This window comes from Pseudoclavibacter sp. 8L (assembly GCF_902506465.1).
Classification (GTDB): domain Bacteria; phylum Actinomycetota; class Actinomycetes; order Actinomycetales; family Microbacteriaceae; genus Pseudoclavibacter.
On sequence record NZ_LR733186.1, the window covers coordinates 1624587 to 1642270 of the forward strand.

The following is a 17684-nucleotide window of genomic DNA, read 5'->3' on the forward strand; positions in this document are numbered from 1 at the left end:
GAGCGGCAAGAAATCTGCGCGCATTCCCAGCCCGTTCACCCCCCGTTCACTTTCCCCGCCCCTCCTCGTCACCCTTCGCGCATAGCGTCACCGACGGATCGCAACTGATCCAAAGGAATGTCACCTGTCCCCGAAGGGAAACTCCATGAAGTTCACGCGAGTAGGCGCATCGGTCGCCATGGCCGCAATCGCCGCACTCACGCTTGCGGCTTGCGCCAGCAACGAGCCAACCGCAGCAGAGCCGGGAACCGCAGTTGAAGGTGAAGCGCAGCTCACGGGCACCCTCGCCGCGTCCGGCGCATCGTCGCAGGGCACCGCACAGACCTCCTGGATCGCCGGCTTCGCAGCCGTCCAGCCGAACATCCAGATCAACTACGCCGGCGGCGGCTCCGGCGCCGGCCGCACCGACTTCACGAACGGCACCTCGGCCTTCATCGGCTCCGACCGTGCCTTCAAGATGGAAGAGATCGAGGCAGGCGGCTTCGGCAACTGCGTCGACGGCACCGACCTCGTCGAGATCCCCGCCTACATCTCCCCCATCGCCGTCGCGTTCAACGTCGAGGGCGTCGACTCGCTCAACCTCGACCCCGCGACCCTCGCCAAGATCTTCAAGGGCGAGATCACCAACTGGAACGCCCCCGAGATCGCCGCGCTCAACGCAGGCGTCACGTTCCCCGACCTCGCCATCACGCCGGTCCACCGCTCCGACACCTCCGGCACGACGGGCAACTTCACGTCGTACCTCGTCGAAGCTGCCCCCGACGTGTGGACCTTCGAGGACAGCGACGACTGGCCCATCTCGGGCGGCGAAGGCGCCCAGGAGACCCCAGGTGTCCAGCAGGCGCTGACCTCCGGCAACGGCACCATCGGCTACCTCGACGCATCCGCCGCCGGTGACCTCAGCACGGCAGCGATCCAGACGGGCTCCGAGTTCGTCGAGCTCTCCCCCGAGGCGGCAGCCGCCGTCGTCGACAACTCCACGCTCGAGGAAGGCCGCGCCGCGACCGACCTCTCGTTCGAGCTCGACCGCTCCGCCGAAGGCGTCTACCCGATCGTCCTCGTCTCGTACCTCATCGGCTGCTCCGAGTACACCGACCCGACCGTCGGTGCCAACGTCAAGGCCTACTTCGACTACGTGATCAGCCCTGAAGCACAGGATGCGGCCGCCGAGAACGCGGGCTCCGCGCCCATCTCGGACGACCTCCGCACCCAGGCCCAGGCCGCGGTCGACGCCATCAAGTAGTCCGCGAGCACCGAAGATCCGTTTCAGCCCGGTGCCGTGCTGTGAAAGCATGGCACCGGGCGATTCGGCTCTCATCAGCCGCTCGCCTCGTTCCACCCAATTGACTTAGGGAAACCCTCAGCAGATGACTGCAGAACTCGCCCCAGACGCGGGCACATCGGTGAAGGCGAAGTCGCGCCCGGGCGACCGCGTCTTCAGCTTCCTCTCGACGTTCTCCGGATCGCTCATCCTCGCGATCCTCGCCGCCGTGTTCTTCTTCCTGCTCTTCCAGGGGCTCCCAGCTTTCTTCCCTGATGCGGCCGAGAACAGCCACTTCGTCGCCGGAGCGACCAACCTCGCCGAGCCGGAAGCCGAAGGCAACTTCTTCTGGTACGTGCTGCCGCTCATCTTCGGAACGCTCTGGGCCTCGCTGCTCGCGCTCCTCATGGCCGTGCCAGTCGCCATCGGCGTCGCGCTCTTCATCACGCACTACGCGTCGCGCAAGCTCGCCGCCCCCCTCGGCTACGTCATCGACCTCCTCGCCGCCGTCCCCTCGGTCGTCTTCGGTCTCTGGGGCGCAACCGTGCTCGGGCCGTTCGTGCAGCCGTTCTACGTGTGGCTCAACGAGAACCTCTCCTGGCTCCCCTTCTTCCAGGGCCAGGTGTCAGCCACGGGCCGCACCATCCTGACCGCCGCCATCGTGCTCGCCGTCATGGTGCTCCCCATCGTCACCGCCCTCACCCGCGAGGTCTTCCTCCAGACGCCGCGACTCCACGAAGAGGCATCACTCGCACTCGGCGCAACGCGCTGGGAGATGGTCAAGATGGCCGTCCTGCCCTTCGCACGCGGCGGCATGGTCTCCTCCATCATGCTCGGCCTCGGCCGCGCCCTCGGCGAGACCATGGCCGTCGCCATGGTCCTCTCCGCGACCGGCGTGATCACCTTCCAGCTGACGTCGAACACCAACCCGTCGACGATCGCCGCCAACATCGCCCTCTCCTTCCCGGAAGCGTCGAACCTCGACATCAACGTGCTCATCGCATCCGGTCTCGTGCTCTTCGCCATCACCCTCCTCGTGAATTCCCTCGCACGATGGATCGTGAGCCGCCGCAAGGAATTCTCAGGAGCCAACTGATGACGTCAACATTGCAGAAACCAGCCCAGAACCAGACGTCTCCCGAGATGATCAACCCGCTCACGCACGGCCGCCTCCCCAAGTGGGGCCCGTACGCGATCCTCGTCGGCGGCTTCGCGCTCTCCGCAGTGATCACCCTGCTCCTCGCGGCAGGCGGCGGCGAGTTCAACTGGACCGGCTTCGCCGTCCTCGGCGCGATCTTCTACATCGCCGGCCAGTGGATCATCGCCCGCATCATCGAAGGCCCCCGCCAGGCCACGAACCGCTTCGTCACCTCGCTCGTCACGGCCGCGTTCGTGCTCGCCCTCGTGCCGCTGCTCTCCCTGCTCTTCACCCTCGTCGCGAACGGCCTCGCCCGCTTCGACATGACGTTCTTCACCTCCTCGATGGTCGGCGTCGTGACGGAAGGCGGCGGAGGCATCCACGCCATCGTCGGAACCCTCCTCATCACCCTCGTCGCGACCCTCATCTCGGTGCCGATCGGACTCTTCACCTCGATCTACCTCGTCGAATACGGCAAGGGACGCCTCTCCAAGGCCATCAACTTCTTCGTGGATGTCATGACCGGCGTCCCGTCGATCGTCGCCGGCCTGTTCGCCTACACGATGATCATGCTCATCCTGCAGACGCTCGGCATCCCGCTCACCAACGTGCGCACCGGACTCGCGGGCTCCATCGCCCTCACCGTGCTCATGATCCCCACCGTCGTGCGCTCCTCGGAGGAGATGATCCGCCTCGTCCCGAACGAGCTCCGCGAAGCCTCCTACGCGCTCGGCGTTCCGAAGTGGCTCACGATCTCCAAGGTCGTGCTCCCCACCGCACTCGCCGGCATCACGACAGGCGTCATGCTCGCCATCTCCCGCGTCATCGGCGAGAGCGCGCCGCTGCTCATCGCAGCCGGCTTCAACATCTACATGAACTACAACATGACGCAGGGCGCCATGATGAGCCTCCCCGTCTTCGTCTACCGCTCCTACACGCAGCAGGTCGGAGCCGGTGCCGAGAACATGCTCAACCTGGCCTGGACAGGCGCACTTGTCCTCCTCATCATCGTCATGCTGCTCAACCTCGTCGCACGCATGATCACCAAGCTCTTCGCCCCCAAGGGCTAACCGGTCAGACTGACCAGGCCGACCAGCCAGGAAGTTAGGGAAACACAGTGTCCAAGCGCATCGAAGTCAACGACCTCAACGTCTACTACGACAAGTTCAAGGCCGTCGAAGACGTCTCCATGGTCATCGAACCCCGCAGCGTCACCGCCTTCATCGGCCCATCGGGCTGCGGCAAGTCGACGTTCCTCCGCACGCTCAACCGCATGCACGAGGTCATCCCGAAGGCGTGGGTCGACGGTGAGGTCCTCATCGACGGCAACAACCTCTACGGCCCCGGCGTCGACCCCGTCCTCGTTCGCCGCCAGGTCGGCATGGTCTTCCAGCGCCCGAACCCGTTCCCGACGATGTCGATCCGCGAGAACGTGCTCGCCGGCGTGAAGCTCAACAACACGAAGATCTCCAAGAGCGACGCCGACGCCCTCGTCGAGAAGTCGCTGCAGGGTGCCAACCTGTGGAAGGAGGTCAAGGACCGCCTCGACCTCCCCGGCTCCGGCCTCTCCGGCGGACAGCAGCAGCGTCTCTGCATCGCCCGCGCCATCGCTGTCTCCCCCGACGTGCTGCTCATGGACGAGCCCTGCTCGGCCCTCGACCCGATCTCGACGCTCGCGATCGAGGACCTCATCGAGGACCTCAAGACCGAGTACACGATCGTCATCGTGACCCACAACATGCAGCAGGCATCGCGCGTCTCCGACAAGACCGCGTTCTTCAACATCGCTGGCACCGGGATGCCGGGCAAGCTCATCGAGTACGACACGACGAAGACGATCTTCGAGAACCCGTCCGTCCAGGCGACGGAGGACTACGTGTCGGGCCGCTTCGGCTAGACCCGCACTCCCCCGATCCACGACTGCGGCCCCGGCGTTCATCGCCGGGGCCGCAGTCGTCGCTCACGCCCGCGCCGCCCTCCCACCCGACTCGGGATGGAGAAGTCCCTCTGGGATGGGAAAGTTCCCAGCACGAAGTGACTTTTCCATCCCGAGCAACAATGAATGGCCGAAGACAACCAGGGACCGCCCCGCCCAGCGAGTCACGAGCCATGCCGACGCGAGCCGCCAGCGGGCCTGGACACCAGACCGCAGCCCAGCCGAGACGCCGGCATCCGGACCCATGGACTCACCCGGCCACCGTCCCACCGTCCCAAAACTCGGGATGGGGAAGTCCCTCTGGGATGGGAAAGTTCCCAGCACGAAGTGACCTTTCCATCCCGAGCAACAACGAATGGCCGACGACAACCAGGGAACGCCCCGCCCAGCGAGTCACGAGCCACGTCGACGCGAGCCGCCAGCGGGCCTGGACGCCAGACCGCCGCCCAGCCGAGCCGCTGACACCCGGCTCCGTGGGCTCACCCGGGCCACCGTCCCACCCTCCCAAGAACTCAGGATGGAGAAGTCCCTCTGGGACGGGAATGTTCCCAGCACGAAGTGACTTTTCCATCCCGAGACCTGTCCCTTATACCCATCTGACGCTTCAAAAAAGCCGGGGTTGGTCATCGAGGAGCATCTCTGCTCACTCAACAACCAACCCCGGCTTATGAAGAAGTCCGGCGGTGACCTACTCTCCCACAGGGTCCCCCCTGCAGTACCATCGGCGCTGAGAGTCTTAGCTTCCGGGTTCGGAATGTAACCGGGCGTTTCCCTCTCGCTATGACCGCCGAAACACTATGGATAACCAATCATGTTCCGAACCACACACCACACCCAAACAGGTGCGACACATGGTCGATCCTCGATCGTCTATCGAGAACCACAAAGTGGACGCGAACAGCAACAACATTCATGTGCATGTTTTATCAAATCATCAGCTTATTAGTACCGGTCAGCTCCACACATTTCTGTGCTTCCACATCCGGCCTATCAACCCAGTCGTCTACTGGGAGCTTCTCCCCCGAAGGGATGGAAATCTCATCTTGAAGCCGGCTTCCCGCTTAGATGCTTTCAGCGGTTATCCGTTCCGAACGTAGCCAATCAGCGGTGCTCCTGGCGGAACAACTGACACACCAGAGGTTCGTCCATCTCGGTCCTCTCGTACTAAAGATAGATCTTCTCAAATTTCCTACGCGCGCAGCGGATAGAGACCGAACTGTCTCACGACGTTCTGAACCCAGCTCGCGTGCCGCTTTAATGGGCGAACAGCCCAACCCTTGGGACCTACTCCAGCCCCAGGATGCGACGAGCCGACATCGAGGTGCCAAACCATGCCGTCGATATGGACTCTTGGGCAAGATCAGCCTGTTATCCCCGAGGTACCTTTTATCCGTTGAGCGACAGCGCTTCCACAAGCCACTGCCGGATCACTAGTCCCGACTTTCGTCCCTGCTCGACTTGTCAGTCTCACAGTCAAGCTCCCTTGTGCACTTACACTCGCCACCTGATTGCCAACCAGGTTGAGGGAACCTTTGGGCGCCTCCGTTACTCTTTAGGAGGCAACCGCCCCAGTTAAACTACCCACCAGGCACTGTCCCTGAACCGGATTACGGTTCGAAGTTAGATATCCAGAATGACCAGAGTGGTATTTCAACAACGACTCCACGAACACTAGCGTGCCCGCTTCACAGTCTCCCACCTATCCTACACAAGCCACACCGAACACCAATACCAAGCTGTAGTAAAGGTCACGGGGTCTTTTCGTCCTGCTGCGCGTAACGAGCATCTTTACTCGTAATGCAATTTCGCCGAGTTCGCGGTTGAGACAGCTGGGAAGTCGTTACGCCATTCGTGCAGGTCGGAACTTACCCGACAAGGAATTTCGCTACCTTAGGATGGTTATAGTTACCACCGCCGTTTACTGGGGCTTAAATTCAGAGCTTCGCCGAAGCTAACCCTTCCTCTTAACCTTCCAGCACCGGGCAGGCGTCAGTCCGTATACATCGTCTTGCGACTTCGCACGGACCTGTGTTTTTGATAAACAGTCGCTTCCCACTGGTCTCTGCGGCCATCAATGCGCTTTCAGGAGTAAATCCCTATACGCCTCAGGCCCCCCTTCTCCCGAAGTTACGGGGGCATTTTGCCGAGTTCCTTAACCACGATTCTCTCGATCTCCTTGGTATTCTCTACCTGATCACCTGTGTCGGTTTGGGGTACGGGCGACTAAAACCTCGCGTCGATGCTTTTCTTGGCAGCAGAGGATCACCGACTACCTCACCGAAGTGAGTTCCGCGTCAGATCTCAGGCTTCACGAGTGACGGATTTGCCTATCACTCACCCTACGTCCTTGCCCGGATTCAACCAATCACCCGGTTCGGCTACCTTTCTGCGTCACACCTGTTAATACGCTAACCGCACCAGAACGGGGTCGAGCGCTAGGCTCCCCACCCACCCGAAGGCGGACGAAGAGATTCAGACTCTTAGCACTACTGGATTAGCTTGGGCGGTTTTTCGCCGGCCACGGGAATATCAACCCGTTGTCCATCGACTACGCCTGTCGGCCTCGCCTTAGGTCCCGGCTTACCCAGGGCAGATTAGCTTGACCCTGGAACCCTTGATCATTCGGAGGACGGGTTTCTCACCCGTCTTTCGCTACTCATGCCTGCATTCTCACTCGTGTAGCGTCCACGGCTGGTTTCCACCGCCGCTTCACTCGCCACACGACGCTCTCCTACCCATCCACACGACTGGACCACGAAGGCCTGTCTATAAATATGAATGCCACAACTTCGGTGGCGTGCTTGAGCCCCGTTACATTGTCGGCGCGGAATCACTTGACCAGTGAGCTATTACGCACTCTTTCAAGGGTGGCTGCTTCTAAGCCAACCTCCTGGTTGTCTGTGCAACTCCACATCCTTTTCCACTTAGCACGCGCTTTGGGACCTTAGTTGGTGGTCTGGGTTGTTTCCCTCTCGACTATGAAGCTTATCCCCCACAGTCTCACTGCTGCGCTCTCACTTACCGGCATTCGGAGTTTGGCTGACGTCAGTAAGCTTTTGGGCCCCATCGGCCATCCAGTAGCTCTACCTCCGGTAAGAAACACGCAACGCTGCACCTAAATGCATTTCGGAGAGAACCAGCTATCACGAAGTTTGATTGGCCTTTCACCCCTAACCACAGCTCATCCCCCCAGTTTTCAACCTAGGTGGGTTCGGTCCTCCACGAAGTCTTACCTTCGCTTCAACCTGGCCATGGATAGATCACTTCGCTTCGGGTCTAGGACATGCGACTGAATCGCCCTATTCAGACTCGCTTTCGCTACGGCTGCCCCACACGGGTTAACCTCGCCACATATCACTAACTCGCAGGCTCATTCTTCAAAAGGCACGCCGTCACAGCTACAAGGCTGCTCCGACGGATTGTAAGCAAACGGTTTCAGGTACTATTTCACTCCCCTCCCGGGGTACTTTTCACCTTTCCCTCACGGTACTTGTCCGCTATCGGTCATCTGGGAGTATTTAGGCTTATCAGGTGGTCCTGACAGATTCACACGGGATTTCTCGGGCCCCGTGCTACTTGGGATACTCTTCAACGTCAATACACGCATTTCGACTACGGGACTCGCACCCCCTCTGGTCAGCCATTCAAAGCTGTTCGTCTATACGCTATTGTCACGCCCACTGCCTGGTAGAGCAGCATGAAAAGTCCCACAACCCCGACCGTGCAACCCCTACCAGGTATCACACACGACCGGTTTAGCCTGATCCGCGTTCGCTCGCCACTACTAACGGAATCACTGTTGTTTTCTCTTCCTGTGGGTACTGAGATGTTTCACTTCCCCACGTTCCCTCTACCCGCCCTATATATTCAGGCGGGAGTCACCAGGTCACCACAAGGGGCCTGGCGGGGTTTCCCCATTCGGAAATCCTCGGATCAAAGTTCGATTATCAACTCCCCGAGGCTTATCGCAGATTTCTACGTCCTTCTTCGGCTCCAGATGCCAAGGCATCCACCGTTTGCTCTTAAAGATTTGATTTACACATGAGTAGCCAATCATTTCATTCTCAGAAACTCTTGACTAAAATTGCTGAACACCACAAACACCACCCGAAGGCACCATTCGCAGCATTCAAGATGCTCGCGTCCACTGTGTAGTTCTCAACATACGATCGGTACCAACACCCACCAACACAAAGCCGGCGAACGAAGGCCCAAGAGTCCGATCCACCACCATCCGAAGACGACAGCAGGCCCGGTCCCTCAGGACCCAACAGCGTGCACACCAATACCCATCACCACCCACATGTTTCCAACCCCGAAAGGCGTACTCCACACGAACAACAACAAGCACCGAATAGTCAAATGTTCCACCCATGAGCGCCACCGATCGACATTCGCGACCGAAATGACTTCAGCTCCACACCCAAACGGATGCGTGCTAAGTGCTCCTTAGAAAGGAGGTGATCCAGCCGCACCTTCCGGTACGGCTACCTTGTTACGACTTAGTCCTAATTACCGATCCCACCTTCGACGGCTCCCTCCAAAAGGTTAGGCCACCGGCTTCGGGTGTTACCGACTTTCATGACTTGACGGGCGGTGTGTACAAGGCCCGGGAACGTATTCACCGCAGCGTTGCTGATCTGCGATTACTAGCGACTCCGACTTCATGGGGTCGAGTTGCAGACCCCAATCCGAACTGAGACTGGCTTTTTGGGATTCGCTCCACCTCGCGGTATTGCAGCCCATTGTACCAGCCATTGTAGCATGCGTGAAGCCCAAAACATAAGGGGCATGATGATTTGACGTCATCCCCACCTTCCTCCGAGTTGACCCCGGCAGTCTCATATGAGTTCCCACCATTACGTGCTGGCAACATACGACGAGGGTTGCGCTCGTTGCGGGACTTAACCCAACATCTCACGACACGAGCTGACGACAACCATGCACCACCTGTATACCGACCTTGCGGGGCGAACATTTCTGAACGTTTCCGGTATATGTCAAGCCTTGGTAAGGTTCTTCGCGTTGCATCGAATTAATCCGCATGCTCCGCCGCTTGTGCGGGCCCCCGTCAATTCCTTTGAGTTTTAGCCTTGCGGCCGTACTCCCCAGGCGGGGCGCTTAATGCGTTAGCTACGACACGGAAACCGTGGAATGGTCCCCACATCTAGCGCCCAACGTTTACGGCATGGACTACCAGGGTATCTAATCCTGTTCGCTCCCCATGCTTTCGCTCCTCAGCGTCAGTAATGGCCCAGAGATCTGCCTTCGCCATCGGTGTTCCTCCTGATATCTGCGCATTCCACCGCTACACCAGGAATTCCAATCTCCCCTACCACACTCTAGTCTGCCCGTACCCACTGCAGACCCGAGGTTGAGCCTCGGGATTTCACAGCAGACGCGACAAACCGCCTACGAGCTCTTTACGCCCAATAATTCCGGACAACGCTTGCACCCTACGTATTACCGCGGCTGCTGGCACGTAGTTAGCCGGTGCTTTTTCTGCAGGTACCGTCACTTTCGCTTCTTCCCTACTAAAAGAGGTTTACAACCCGAAGGCCGTCATCCCTCACGCGGCGTTGCTGCATCAGGCTTTCGCCCATTGTGCAATATTCCCCACTGCTGCCTCCCGTAGGAGTCTGGGCCGTGTCTCAGTCCCAGTGTGGCCGGTCACCCTCTCAGGCCGGCTACCCGTCGTCGCCTTGGTGAGCCATTACCTCACCAACAAGCTGATAGGCCGTGAGCCGATCCATAACCAAAAAATCTTTCCAAACACAGACCATGCGATCGTGTTAGATATCCAGTATTAGCCACCGTTTCCGGAGGTTATCCCAGAGTTATGGGCACGTTGCTCACGTGTTACTCACCCGTTCGCCACTAATCCACCCAGCAAGCTGGGCTTCATCGTTCGACTTGCATGTGTTAAGCACGCCGCCAGCGTTCGTCCTGAGCCAGGATCAAACTCTCCGTAAATGAATAACAACCAAACAAACCCAAAGGCTCGCCGGTAAACATCACGCCACCACACCGAAGTGCAATGACAAGTTTGAAACTGACAAAAAACAAAACAACACCAAACCCGAAAGTTCAGTACTGACTTGTATTGTCCAAATATGTTTCCAAAAGGAATCCTTACNGGGCGGAAGCGGGCGCGGGGCGGGCCTGCGCGAAAACGACGACGCCGCCTGCAGGAGCAGACGGCGTCGCCGTTCGTGGATGCGCGGCTCGCGTCAGTCGAGACCTCCGTCGAGCACCGCGTGGTCGACGGAGATCGTCGGGATCGAGGCCGTGATGACGGACCCGTCCTCGCGGATCGAGCCCTCGATGTCGCTCAGCGTCGGGTAGCCGGCGAGCTCCTCCACGGCGCCCAGCTTGACGGTCGTCGGCTCACCCGGGGCGACCGCGACGCGGCGTCCGCGCACGAAGACCTCGGCGCCCGAGCCGGTCTCCGCCGTGAACGTCATGGAGTCCTGCTCGAGATCGACGCGGATGCGCGAATCCCGCAGGGTGATGCGGAACTCGAGGTGCGGCCAGTCGGCGGGGAGGCGCGGATCGAAGGTGATTCTGCCCCCGTGGTCGCGCATGCCGCCGAAGCCGTAGACGAGCGCGCTCCAGATGCCGCCCGTGGACGCGATGTGGATGCCGTCGCTCGTGTTGTGGTGCAGGTTCGCGATGTCGACGAACAGCGCCGTCGAGAAGTAGTGCTCGGCGAGGTCCGCGTACCCGACCTCGGCCGCGATGATCGACTGGACGACCGCGGAGAGCGACGAGTCTCCCGTGGTGAGGGCGTCGTAGTACTCGAAGTCCTTGCGCTTCTGCTCCGGCGTGAACTCGTTGCCCTGCAGGAGCAGCGCCAGCACCACGTCGGCCTGCTTGAGGACCTGGAAGCGGTAGATGACGAGCGGGTGGAAGTGGAGCAGCAGCGGGCGCTGCGATGACGGCGTGTTCTCGAGGTCCCACAGCTCCTTCTCGAGGAACTGCGCGTCCTGCGGGTGGATGCCGAGCTTCTCGTCGAAGGGCAGGAACATCGCCTCTGCGGCAGCCGCCCACTCGACGAGCTCCTCTTCTGCCAGGTGGAGGCGCATCGTGAGGCGCTCGAACGAGGCGGGGTCGGTCTCGCGGAGGCGCTCGCACGCGTCGTACGCCGCTCGCAGGTTCGCCTTGGCCATGACGTTCGTGTACAGGTTGTCGTTGACGACGGTCGTGTACTCGTCGGGGCCGGTGACGCCGTGGATGTGGAAGTGGTCGTCGCCTCCCGTGCGCCAGAAGCCGAGGTCGGCCCAGAGTCGGGCGGTCTCGACGAGGATGTCGATGGCGCCCTGTGCGAGCAGCTCGTCGTCACCGGTTGCCGCGACGTACTGCACGAGCGCGTGGGAGATATCGGCGTCGATGTGGTACTGCGCCGTGCCTGCGGCGTAGTAGGCGGAGGACTCCTGGCCGTTGATGGTGCGCCACGGGAAGAGGGCGCCCTTCTGGTTCATCTCGTGAGCGCGCTGGCGTGCTGCGTCGAGCATCTGGTGACGGAAGCGGAGCGCGTTGCGGGCGACGTTCGGCGCCGTGTAGCTCAGGAACGGGAGGACGTAGACCTCGGTGTCCCAGAAGTAGTGCCCGCCGTAGCCGGAGCCTGAGACGCCCTTCGCCGCGACACCGCCGCCGTCGGTGCGGGCCGTTGCCTGGGCGAGCTGGAACAGGTTCCAGCGAGTCGCCTGCTGGTACACGGGGTGGCCGTGGATGACGATGTCGCTGCGGTCCCAGAAGTCATCGAGCCATTCGCGCTGCCAGCGGTACACGTCCTCGACGGGGACTTCGCGCATGCGGTCGAGGGTGCGGTCGGCGCGGTCCGCGAGTTCGCGAGTGGGGACGCTCTTGGACGTGTGGTAGGCCACGTGCTTGATGATGCGCACGGGGACACCTGGCTCGGCGCGAACCCGGAAGGCGGTCTCTGCGAAGTCGGCGTCGACGCGCGTGGTGGCGTCCCACTCGTTGTCGGTGATGATGTCGTGGTCGGCTGCGACGGCGATCGTCATGCCGGAGTGGGTCGTGCGGTAGGCGAGCATCGAGCGCAGGCCCTCTTCGCGCGCGATGCGCGACTGGAGCACCCGGTCGGTGAACGACTCCGCCTTGCGCGGGTCGAAGGCGACCTCGGTCTCCTTCTTGCCGCGCTGGAACTCGTCCCCGCCGTCCTGGCGGTTGATGATCTGGCTTGAGAGGAGGATGGATGCGCCGCGGTCGACCATCTCGACCTCGTAGTCGAGGAGGACGTAGTGGCGGTCCGTGAAGGAGACGAGGCGGTGCGAGCGGATGCGCACGTGCTTGCCGGAGGGCGTGCGCCAGTCGAGCTCGCGCGTCAGGATGCCGTCCTTGAAGCTGAGGACGCGAGAGTAGGAGAGCAGGTCTGCCTCGCTGATGACGAGGGGCTCGTCGTCGACGAAGAGGCGGATGATCTTCGCGTCCGGCACGTTGACGATCGTCTGGCCGACCTGAGCGAACCCGAACGCGTCCTCCGCGTGGCGGATGGGCCACGTCTCGTGGAAGCCGTTGATGAAGGTTCCGTACATGTAGCCGTCGCGGCTCTCCTCGAGGTTGCCGCGCATGCCGAGGTAGCCGTTGCCGGTCGCGAAGAGCGTCTCGACGAGACCCTGCGAGTTGGCGTCGAATTCGTGCTCGACGAGCGCCCACTCGTCGAGGGGGAACCGGTGGCGGTCCAGGGGGTCTTCCGTGGAGAGGTTCATGCGTGATCTTCCTTGAGGTCTGAGTGCGGGAACACCGGCACGAGTTCGGCGAGGTCGTCGACGACGGTGTCCGCGCCTGAGGACATGAGCTCTTCGTGGCTCGCCTCTCGGGAGACGCCGATGACGAGGCCGAAGTCGCCGTCACGGCCGGCTTGGACGCCGGAGTGGGCGTCTTCGACGACCACGCATTCTGCGGCCGTGAGTCCGAGGAGCTGCGCTGCGTACAGGTAGGTGTCTGGGGCAGGCTTGCCGGCGATGCCGTTCTCGGCGGCGACAAGGCCGTCGACCACGGTCTCGAAGCGGTCGAGCAGCCCGGCCGCGGTGAGCACGGGGACTGCGTTGCGGGAGCTGGAGACGACGGCGACGCGAAGGCCGTGCCGGACGGCGGCGTCGAGGAACTCGAGCGACCCCGGGTAGGCCTGCACGCCGGTCTCGGCGAGCTCCGCGTTGAAGGTGTCGTTCTTGCGGTTTCCGAGACCGCAGACGGTCTCGAGCTCCGGGGAGTCCTCGGGCGTGCCGTCCTCGAGCGTGATGCCGCGGGAGGCGAGGAACGAGCGGACGCCGTCGTAGCGGGGCTTGCCGTCGACGTAGCGGAGGTAGTCGTCGTCGGTGTAGGCGGGACCGGCGCCCTTGGCTGCGAGGTAGTCGGTGAAGAGCCGCGCCCATGCGCGCATGTGGACCTCGGCAGTTGGCGTTATGACGCCGTCGAGGTCGAAGAGTATGGCCTTTGAACTGGTGAGCTGTGTCACGTCTCGGAGACGAGGAGCGATCATTGCATCCAACCTTGCATCGTTGGGTGGCGCCGTGACGCCGTTCTATGGTGCACGGCGGAATTCCCCGGTGCGCTCCGCCCTCGATACGCACCGCAGAGCCCCACCGCGATGTTCAATATCGTAGGGGTTCCCGGGTATTCGGTGCGCCGATATTCGGACGATCCGTTCAGCCGGTTTCGTGGATGTGGCTGCGCTCGGCCTGCCGGCTGAAGAGCGAGAGGATCTCGAGCGTCGTCTCGCCGTCGTTGGTCATGGAGTGGGGGCGAGTGGTGTCGAATTCCGCGGCTTCGCCTGGTTCGAGGATCGTGACGTCGTCGTCGAGCTGCAGGCGGAGTCTTCCGGCGAGGACGTAGCACCATTCGGTGCCTTCGTGCACGCGCAGGGTGACCGGCTTATCTCGGTCCGAGGGTTTCTGCGGTGCGACGAGCACCTTGAAGGCCTGCATGCCGTCCGTGGCGCGGGAGAGCGCGAGGTAGACGCGGTCGCCGCGCTTCACAGGTTTCGGGTGGATGCGCGGGTCGCCGGTCGAGGGTGCGCCCACGAGGTCGTCGAGCGGCACCCGGTAGCAGCGGGCGAGTGGCAGGAGCACGTCGAGGGAGGGGCGCCTGCCGCCTGATTCGAGCCGTGAGAGCGTGCTAACGCTGAGGCTCGTCTCCTCGGCGACGTCGTTGAGCGTCATCCCTCGGGCCTGTCTGATCTCGCGGAGCCGGGGTGCGACGCGGCTGAGCGCTTCGGTGATTCCAGTGGTCGGTTCGTCCAGGTTGTCTGGGCCGTTCGACGCAGCATCCGTCATATTCACATCCCTCATGTTGCGAAACTAGCAAACTCAGTTGCTAAACGCGAGAGTCTCGCCGGAGACTCGAGCCATGACACAACTGGATGCGCCGCAGCACGCGGCAGAGAACGAGAACCCGCTCTGGGACACGATCGTGATCGGCGCCGGCCCCGCCGGTCTGAGCGCTGCGCTCATGCTCACGCGGGGGCGCAGGCGGGTGCTCGTGCTGGATCACGGAGTTCCCCGCAATCGATTCACCGACCACATGCACGGCGTCCTCGGCCATGAGGGCCTCGCGCCCGGCGAGCTGCGGCGGCTGGGCCGCGCCGAGGTCGAAGCCCATGAGGGGGTCTTCGACGAGGCTGAGGTGGTGAGCGTCACGCCCATCGGCGGCGACGATGGCGCACGCGTGCACGTGGCGACGAAGGACGGACGTGCCTTCCGGGCGCGCACGGTCGTCGTGGCGACGGGGCTGCGCGATGAGCTGCCCAACGTGCCAGGGCTCCGTGCGCTCTGGGGTCGAGGTGTCTACGCCTGCCCCTTCTGTGACGGCTACGAGTACCGCGATCGACCCATTGCCGTGCTTGCCGCTGGCGAGCACTCGGACCTGAAGGCGCACCTGCTGCGGCAGTGGAGCGGCGACCTCGTGCTCCTCGTCAACGGCTCCTTCACGCTCGGCGAGGCGGAGGCGAGGTCACTCGCTGCCCGCGGGGTGAGGGTCGAGCGGTCCGGGGTTGACGAAGTGCTCGCCGGTACCGACGGGCGTGTTCGCGGAGTCCGTCTCGCCAACGGCAGCGAGCTGGAGCTCGAGGCGATCTTCACGAACCCGACCTTCGTGCCCCTGACCGGGATGCTCGACGGTGTGGATATCCGCGGCCCGGAGCATCCGGAGTCCCGGGTCTGGGTCGTCGGCAACGCGGGGGACCCTCGCGCCAACGTGCCGGTCTCGATCGGGCAGGGTGCAGCGGCCGGCGGCGATGTCGCCTTCGCGCTGCTCATGGACGAGATCGCAGCGGCCGGCAGGGTCTAGGCCGTCGCGGTCACCTCGCTCGTGTCGGACCGCGACGCCGCCCGGTGGTGGTCGCGGACCGTCTTTTCGATCACGCTGCTCGGCGCGCCGATCTCGAGGAGGGAGAGGAGGTGATCATGCTCGGCGATCGTGGTGGTGGTGTTGCGGGTGCTGGATTCCGGTGCCATGGATCGCAGACGCTCGAGGTGTCCCCAGGTTCGTTCGACGAGGTCGACGAGGTGTCCGTTGGGGCTCCGGCGGAAGAGGAGATGGTGGAATCTCGAATGCAGCTCGCGCAAGGCCTCGGAGTCGACGAGCGTGTGCGCCATCTCGGCGTTTGTGCTGCGGGCCTCGCTGATCACCTCGTCCGTGACGTATCGGGCGGCGCTCGCGGTCGCGTAGCCGTCGAGCACGGCGAGTGATTCCAGGGCCTGCCAGTAGCGCTCGGGGTCGAGTCCGGTCACGTGAGCGCCGACGTAGCGCTCGTAGGTGACTGCGCCTTCCGCCTCCAGCATCCGGAGGGCCTCGCGCACGGGGAGCGTGCTGACGCCGATCTTTCCTGCGATAGTGCCGAGGACAAGTCGGCGGCCCGGGGCGAAGGTGCCGTCCGAGATCCGCTGTTCGATGAACTCGTAGGCCAGTTGGGTCTTGCCGGATGAGCTCGGGTCAAGGGGCTCCGCCACGCCTGTCATGCTCGACCTCTCGGTGTCTCGGGTGGGCTATTCGGGTGGGGGATACGGGCGACGATATACGTTTTCGCGCACATCCGCTGGCCGCCGACAAGTGAACCTCGGAACTTGTCCATCTGGCGCGGCGAGGGGTGGCTGAGTTGACGTGTCATGGCATTTTTGGCACGATCATCGAACTTCATTCGATTGCATGGAACGACGCCTTCGACCTCGTGTCACCCGTTGTTGCACTCGACCACAAGCTGCGCCGCCTCGGGGATGCCGTGTTCCCCCGGGGTGGCGCTTTTTCTTGCGACTAGAGTTCATGTAAACGCATTGAAATGGATGGAGCTGCCATGACCGGCACGATCGAGTTCGGCCTCAACACCTTCGGAGACGCGACCAACGACCTCGACGGCACCCCGCGCTCACACGCGCAGGTCATCCGCGACGTCGTCGAGGAGGGCGTCCTGGCTGAAGAGGTCGGCATCGACGCCTTCGCCGTCGGCGAGCATCACCGAGACGACTTCGCGATCTCCACGCCGGAGACCGTGCTCGCCGCAATCGCCGCCCGCACGGAGCGCATCCGTCTCGGCAGCGCGGTCACGGTCCTCAGCTCCGATGACCCCGTCCGGGTCTTCCAGCGGTTCTCCACCGTCGACGCCATCTCGAGCGGGCGCGCAGAGGTCATGCTCGGGCGAGGCTCCTTCACCGAGTCGTTCCCGCTCTTCGGGCTCAACCTCCAGGATTACGAGGTGCTCTTCGACGAGAAGCTCGACCTCTTCATGAAGATCGCGGCGGGTGGGCCCGTCAGTTGGAGCGGAACCGTGCGGGGTGCGCTCAACGACGTCACCGTGCATCCGCAGCTCGAGGAGGGCCGCCTGCGCACGTGGGCTGCCGTCGGGGGCACGCCCCAGTCCGTCGTGCGCGCCGCCCAGTACTCGATGCCGCTCATGCTCGCCATCATCGGCGGCGAATCAGCGCGCTTCGCGCCGTTCGCGAAGCTCTACCGCCAGGCCAACGAGCAGTTCGGCCACCCGAACGGCCAGATCGGCGCGCACTCGCCAGGCCACATCGCGGACACCGACGAGCAGGCGCGTGAAGAGCACTGGCTGAACTACCGCACCATGATGATGCGCATCGGCAAGGAACGCGGCTGGTCGCCCATGCAGTACGCACAGTACGAGCAGGAAGCCGGCGAGCGCGGGGCGCTCTACGTCGGCTCGCCAGAGACCGTCGCGCGCAAGATCGCTGCCACGGTCAAGGTGCTCGGCCTGCAGCGCTTCGACCTCAAGTACAGCGCAGGCACGCTCCCACACGAGCACAGCATGAAGGCGATCGAGCTGTACGGCACGAAGGTCATCCCGATGGTCAGGGACCTGCTGTCCTAAT

At 62.7% G+C, this 17684-nt stretch carries 10 protein-coding genes and 3 rRNA genes; 6 read left to right on the plus strand and 7 right to left on the minus strand.

Annotated features, from left to right (window positions below; genetic code table 11):
• Window positions 1–145: 145 nt before the first annotated feature.
• The 4 genes from GV007_RS14375 to pstB all read left to right on the plus strand — a co-directional run bounded on the left by GV007_RS14375 (window position 146) and on the right by pstB (window position 4296).
• Window positions 146–1243, plus strand: a complete 1098-nt coding sequence (locus GV007_RS14375) for a phosphate ABC transporter substrate-binding protein PstS (RefSeq protein ID WP_160073614.1) — start codon at window positions 146–148, stop codon at window positions 1241–1243.
• 124 nt (window positions 1244–1367) lie between these two features.
• Window positions 1368–2357, plus strand: coding sequence for a phosphate ABC transporter permease subunit PstC (gene pstC, locus GV007_RS14380; RefSeq protein WP_104241953.1), 990 nt, complete (start codon window positions 1368–1370; stop codon window positions 2355–2357).
• Window positions 2357–3469 (plus strand): phosphate ABC transporter permease PstA, encoded by a 1113-nt coding sequence (gene pstA, locus GV007_RS14385; RefSeq protein ID WP_104241955.1) that lies wholly within the window; start codon window positions 2357–2359, stop codon window positions 3467–3469. The genes pstC and pstA overlap by 1 nt, the downstream gene beginning before the upstream one ends.
• 47 nt (window positions 3470–3516) lie before the next feature.
• The gene (pstB, locus tag GV007_RS14390; RefSeq protein ID WP_104241957.1) at window positions 3517–4296 is read left to right on the plus strand and encodes a phosphate ABC transporter ATP-binding protein PstB; all 780 of its coding nucleotides are present in this window, start codon (window positions 3517–3519) and stop codon (window positions 4294–4296) included.
• 714 nt (window positions 4297–5010) lie between these two features.
• Here the strand turns inward: pstB and rrf are convergent.
• The 6 genes from rrf to GV007_RS14420 form a co-directional block, all read right to left on the minus strand.
• Window positions 5011–5127 (minus strand): 5S ribosomal RNA (gene rrf, locus GV007_RS14395).
• Between the two features lie 130 nt (window positions 5128–5257).
• Window positions 5258–8371, minus strand: a 23S ribosomal RNA gene (locus GV007_RS14400).
• 417 nt (window positions 8372–8788) lie between these two features.
• A 16S ribosomal RNA gene (locus GV007_RS14405) occupies window positions 8789–10308 on the minus strand.
• The 16S, 23S and 5S rRNA genes sit together here, the layout of an rRNA operon.
• Window positions 10309–10565: 257 nt before the next feature.
• A complete protein-coding gene (locus GV007_RS14410) occupies window positions 10566–13067 on the minus strand; it encodes a glycoside hydrolase family 65 protein (RefSeq protein ID WP_160073616.1) in 2502 nt (833 codons plus the stop codon).
• A complete protein-coding gene (locus tag GV007_RS14415; protein WP_104242832.1) occupies window positions 13064–13840 on the minus strand; it encodes an HAD family hydrolase in 777 nt (258 codons plus the stop codon). The genes GV007_RS14410 and GV007_RS14415 overlap by 4 nt, the downstream gene beginning before the upstream one ends.
• 166 nt (window positions 13841–14006) lie before the next feature.
• Window positions 14007–14648 carry a helix-turn-helix domain-containing protein gene (locus GV007_RS14420; protein ID WP_236558508.1) on the minus strand — a complete coding sequence of 214 codons (642 nt, stop codon included), beginning with the start codon at window positions 14646–14648 and terminating at the stop codon, window positions 14007–14009.
• Window positions 14649–14706: 58 nt separating this feature from the next.
• Here GV007_RS14420 and GV007_RS14425 point away from each other — a divergent pair, with 58 nt between their 5' ends.
• Complete coding sequence (locus tag GV007_RS14425; RefSeq protein ID WP_160073618.1) at window positions 14707–15645, plus strand: NAD(P)/FAD-dependent oxidoreductase; 939 nt, start codon at window positions 14707–14709, stop codon at window positions 15643–15645.
• On the opposite strand, the gene GV007_RS14430 is transcribed toward GV007_RS14425, so the two are convergent.
• A complete protein-coding gene (locus GV007_RS14430; protein WP_160073620.1) occupies window positions 15642–16307 on the minus strand; it encodes a GntR family transcriptional regulator in 666 nt (221 codons plus the stop codon). The two genes, GV007_RS14425 and GV007_RS14430, sit on opposite strands and share 4 nt — an antisense overlap.
• Before the next feature lie 341 nt (window positions 16308–16648).
• Between GV007_RS14430 and GV007_RS14435 the strand changes: the two genes are divergently transcribed.
• Window positions 16649–17683 carry an LLM class flavin-dependent oxidoreductase gene (locus GV007_RS14435; protein ID WP_160073622.1) on the plus strand — a complete coding sequence of 345 codons (1035 nt, stop codon included), beginning with the start codon at window positions 16649–16651 and terminating at the stop codon, window positions 17681–17683.
• Window position 17684: the final 1 nt, after the last annotated feature.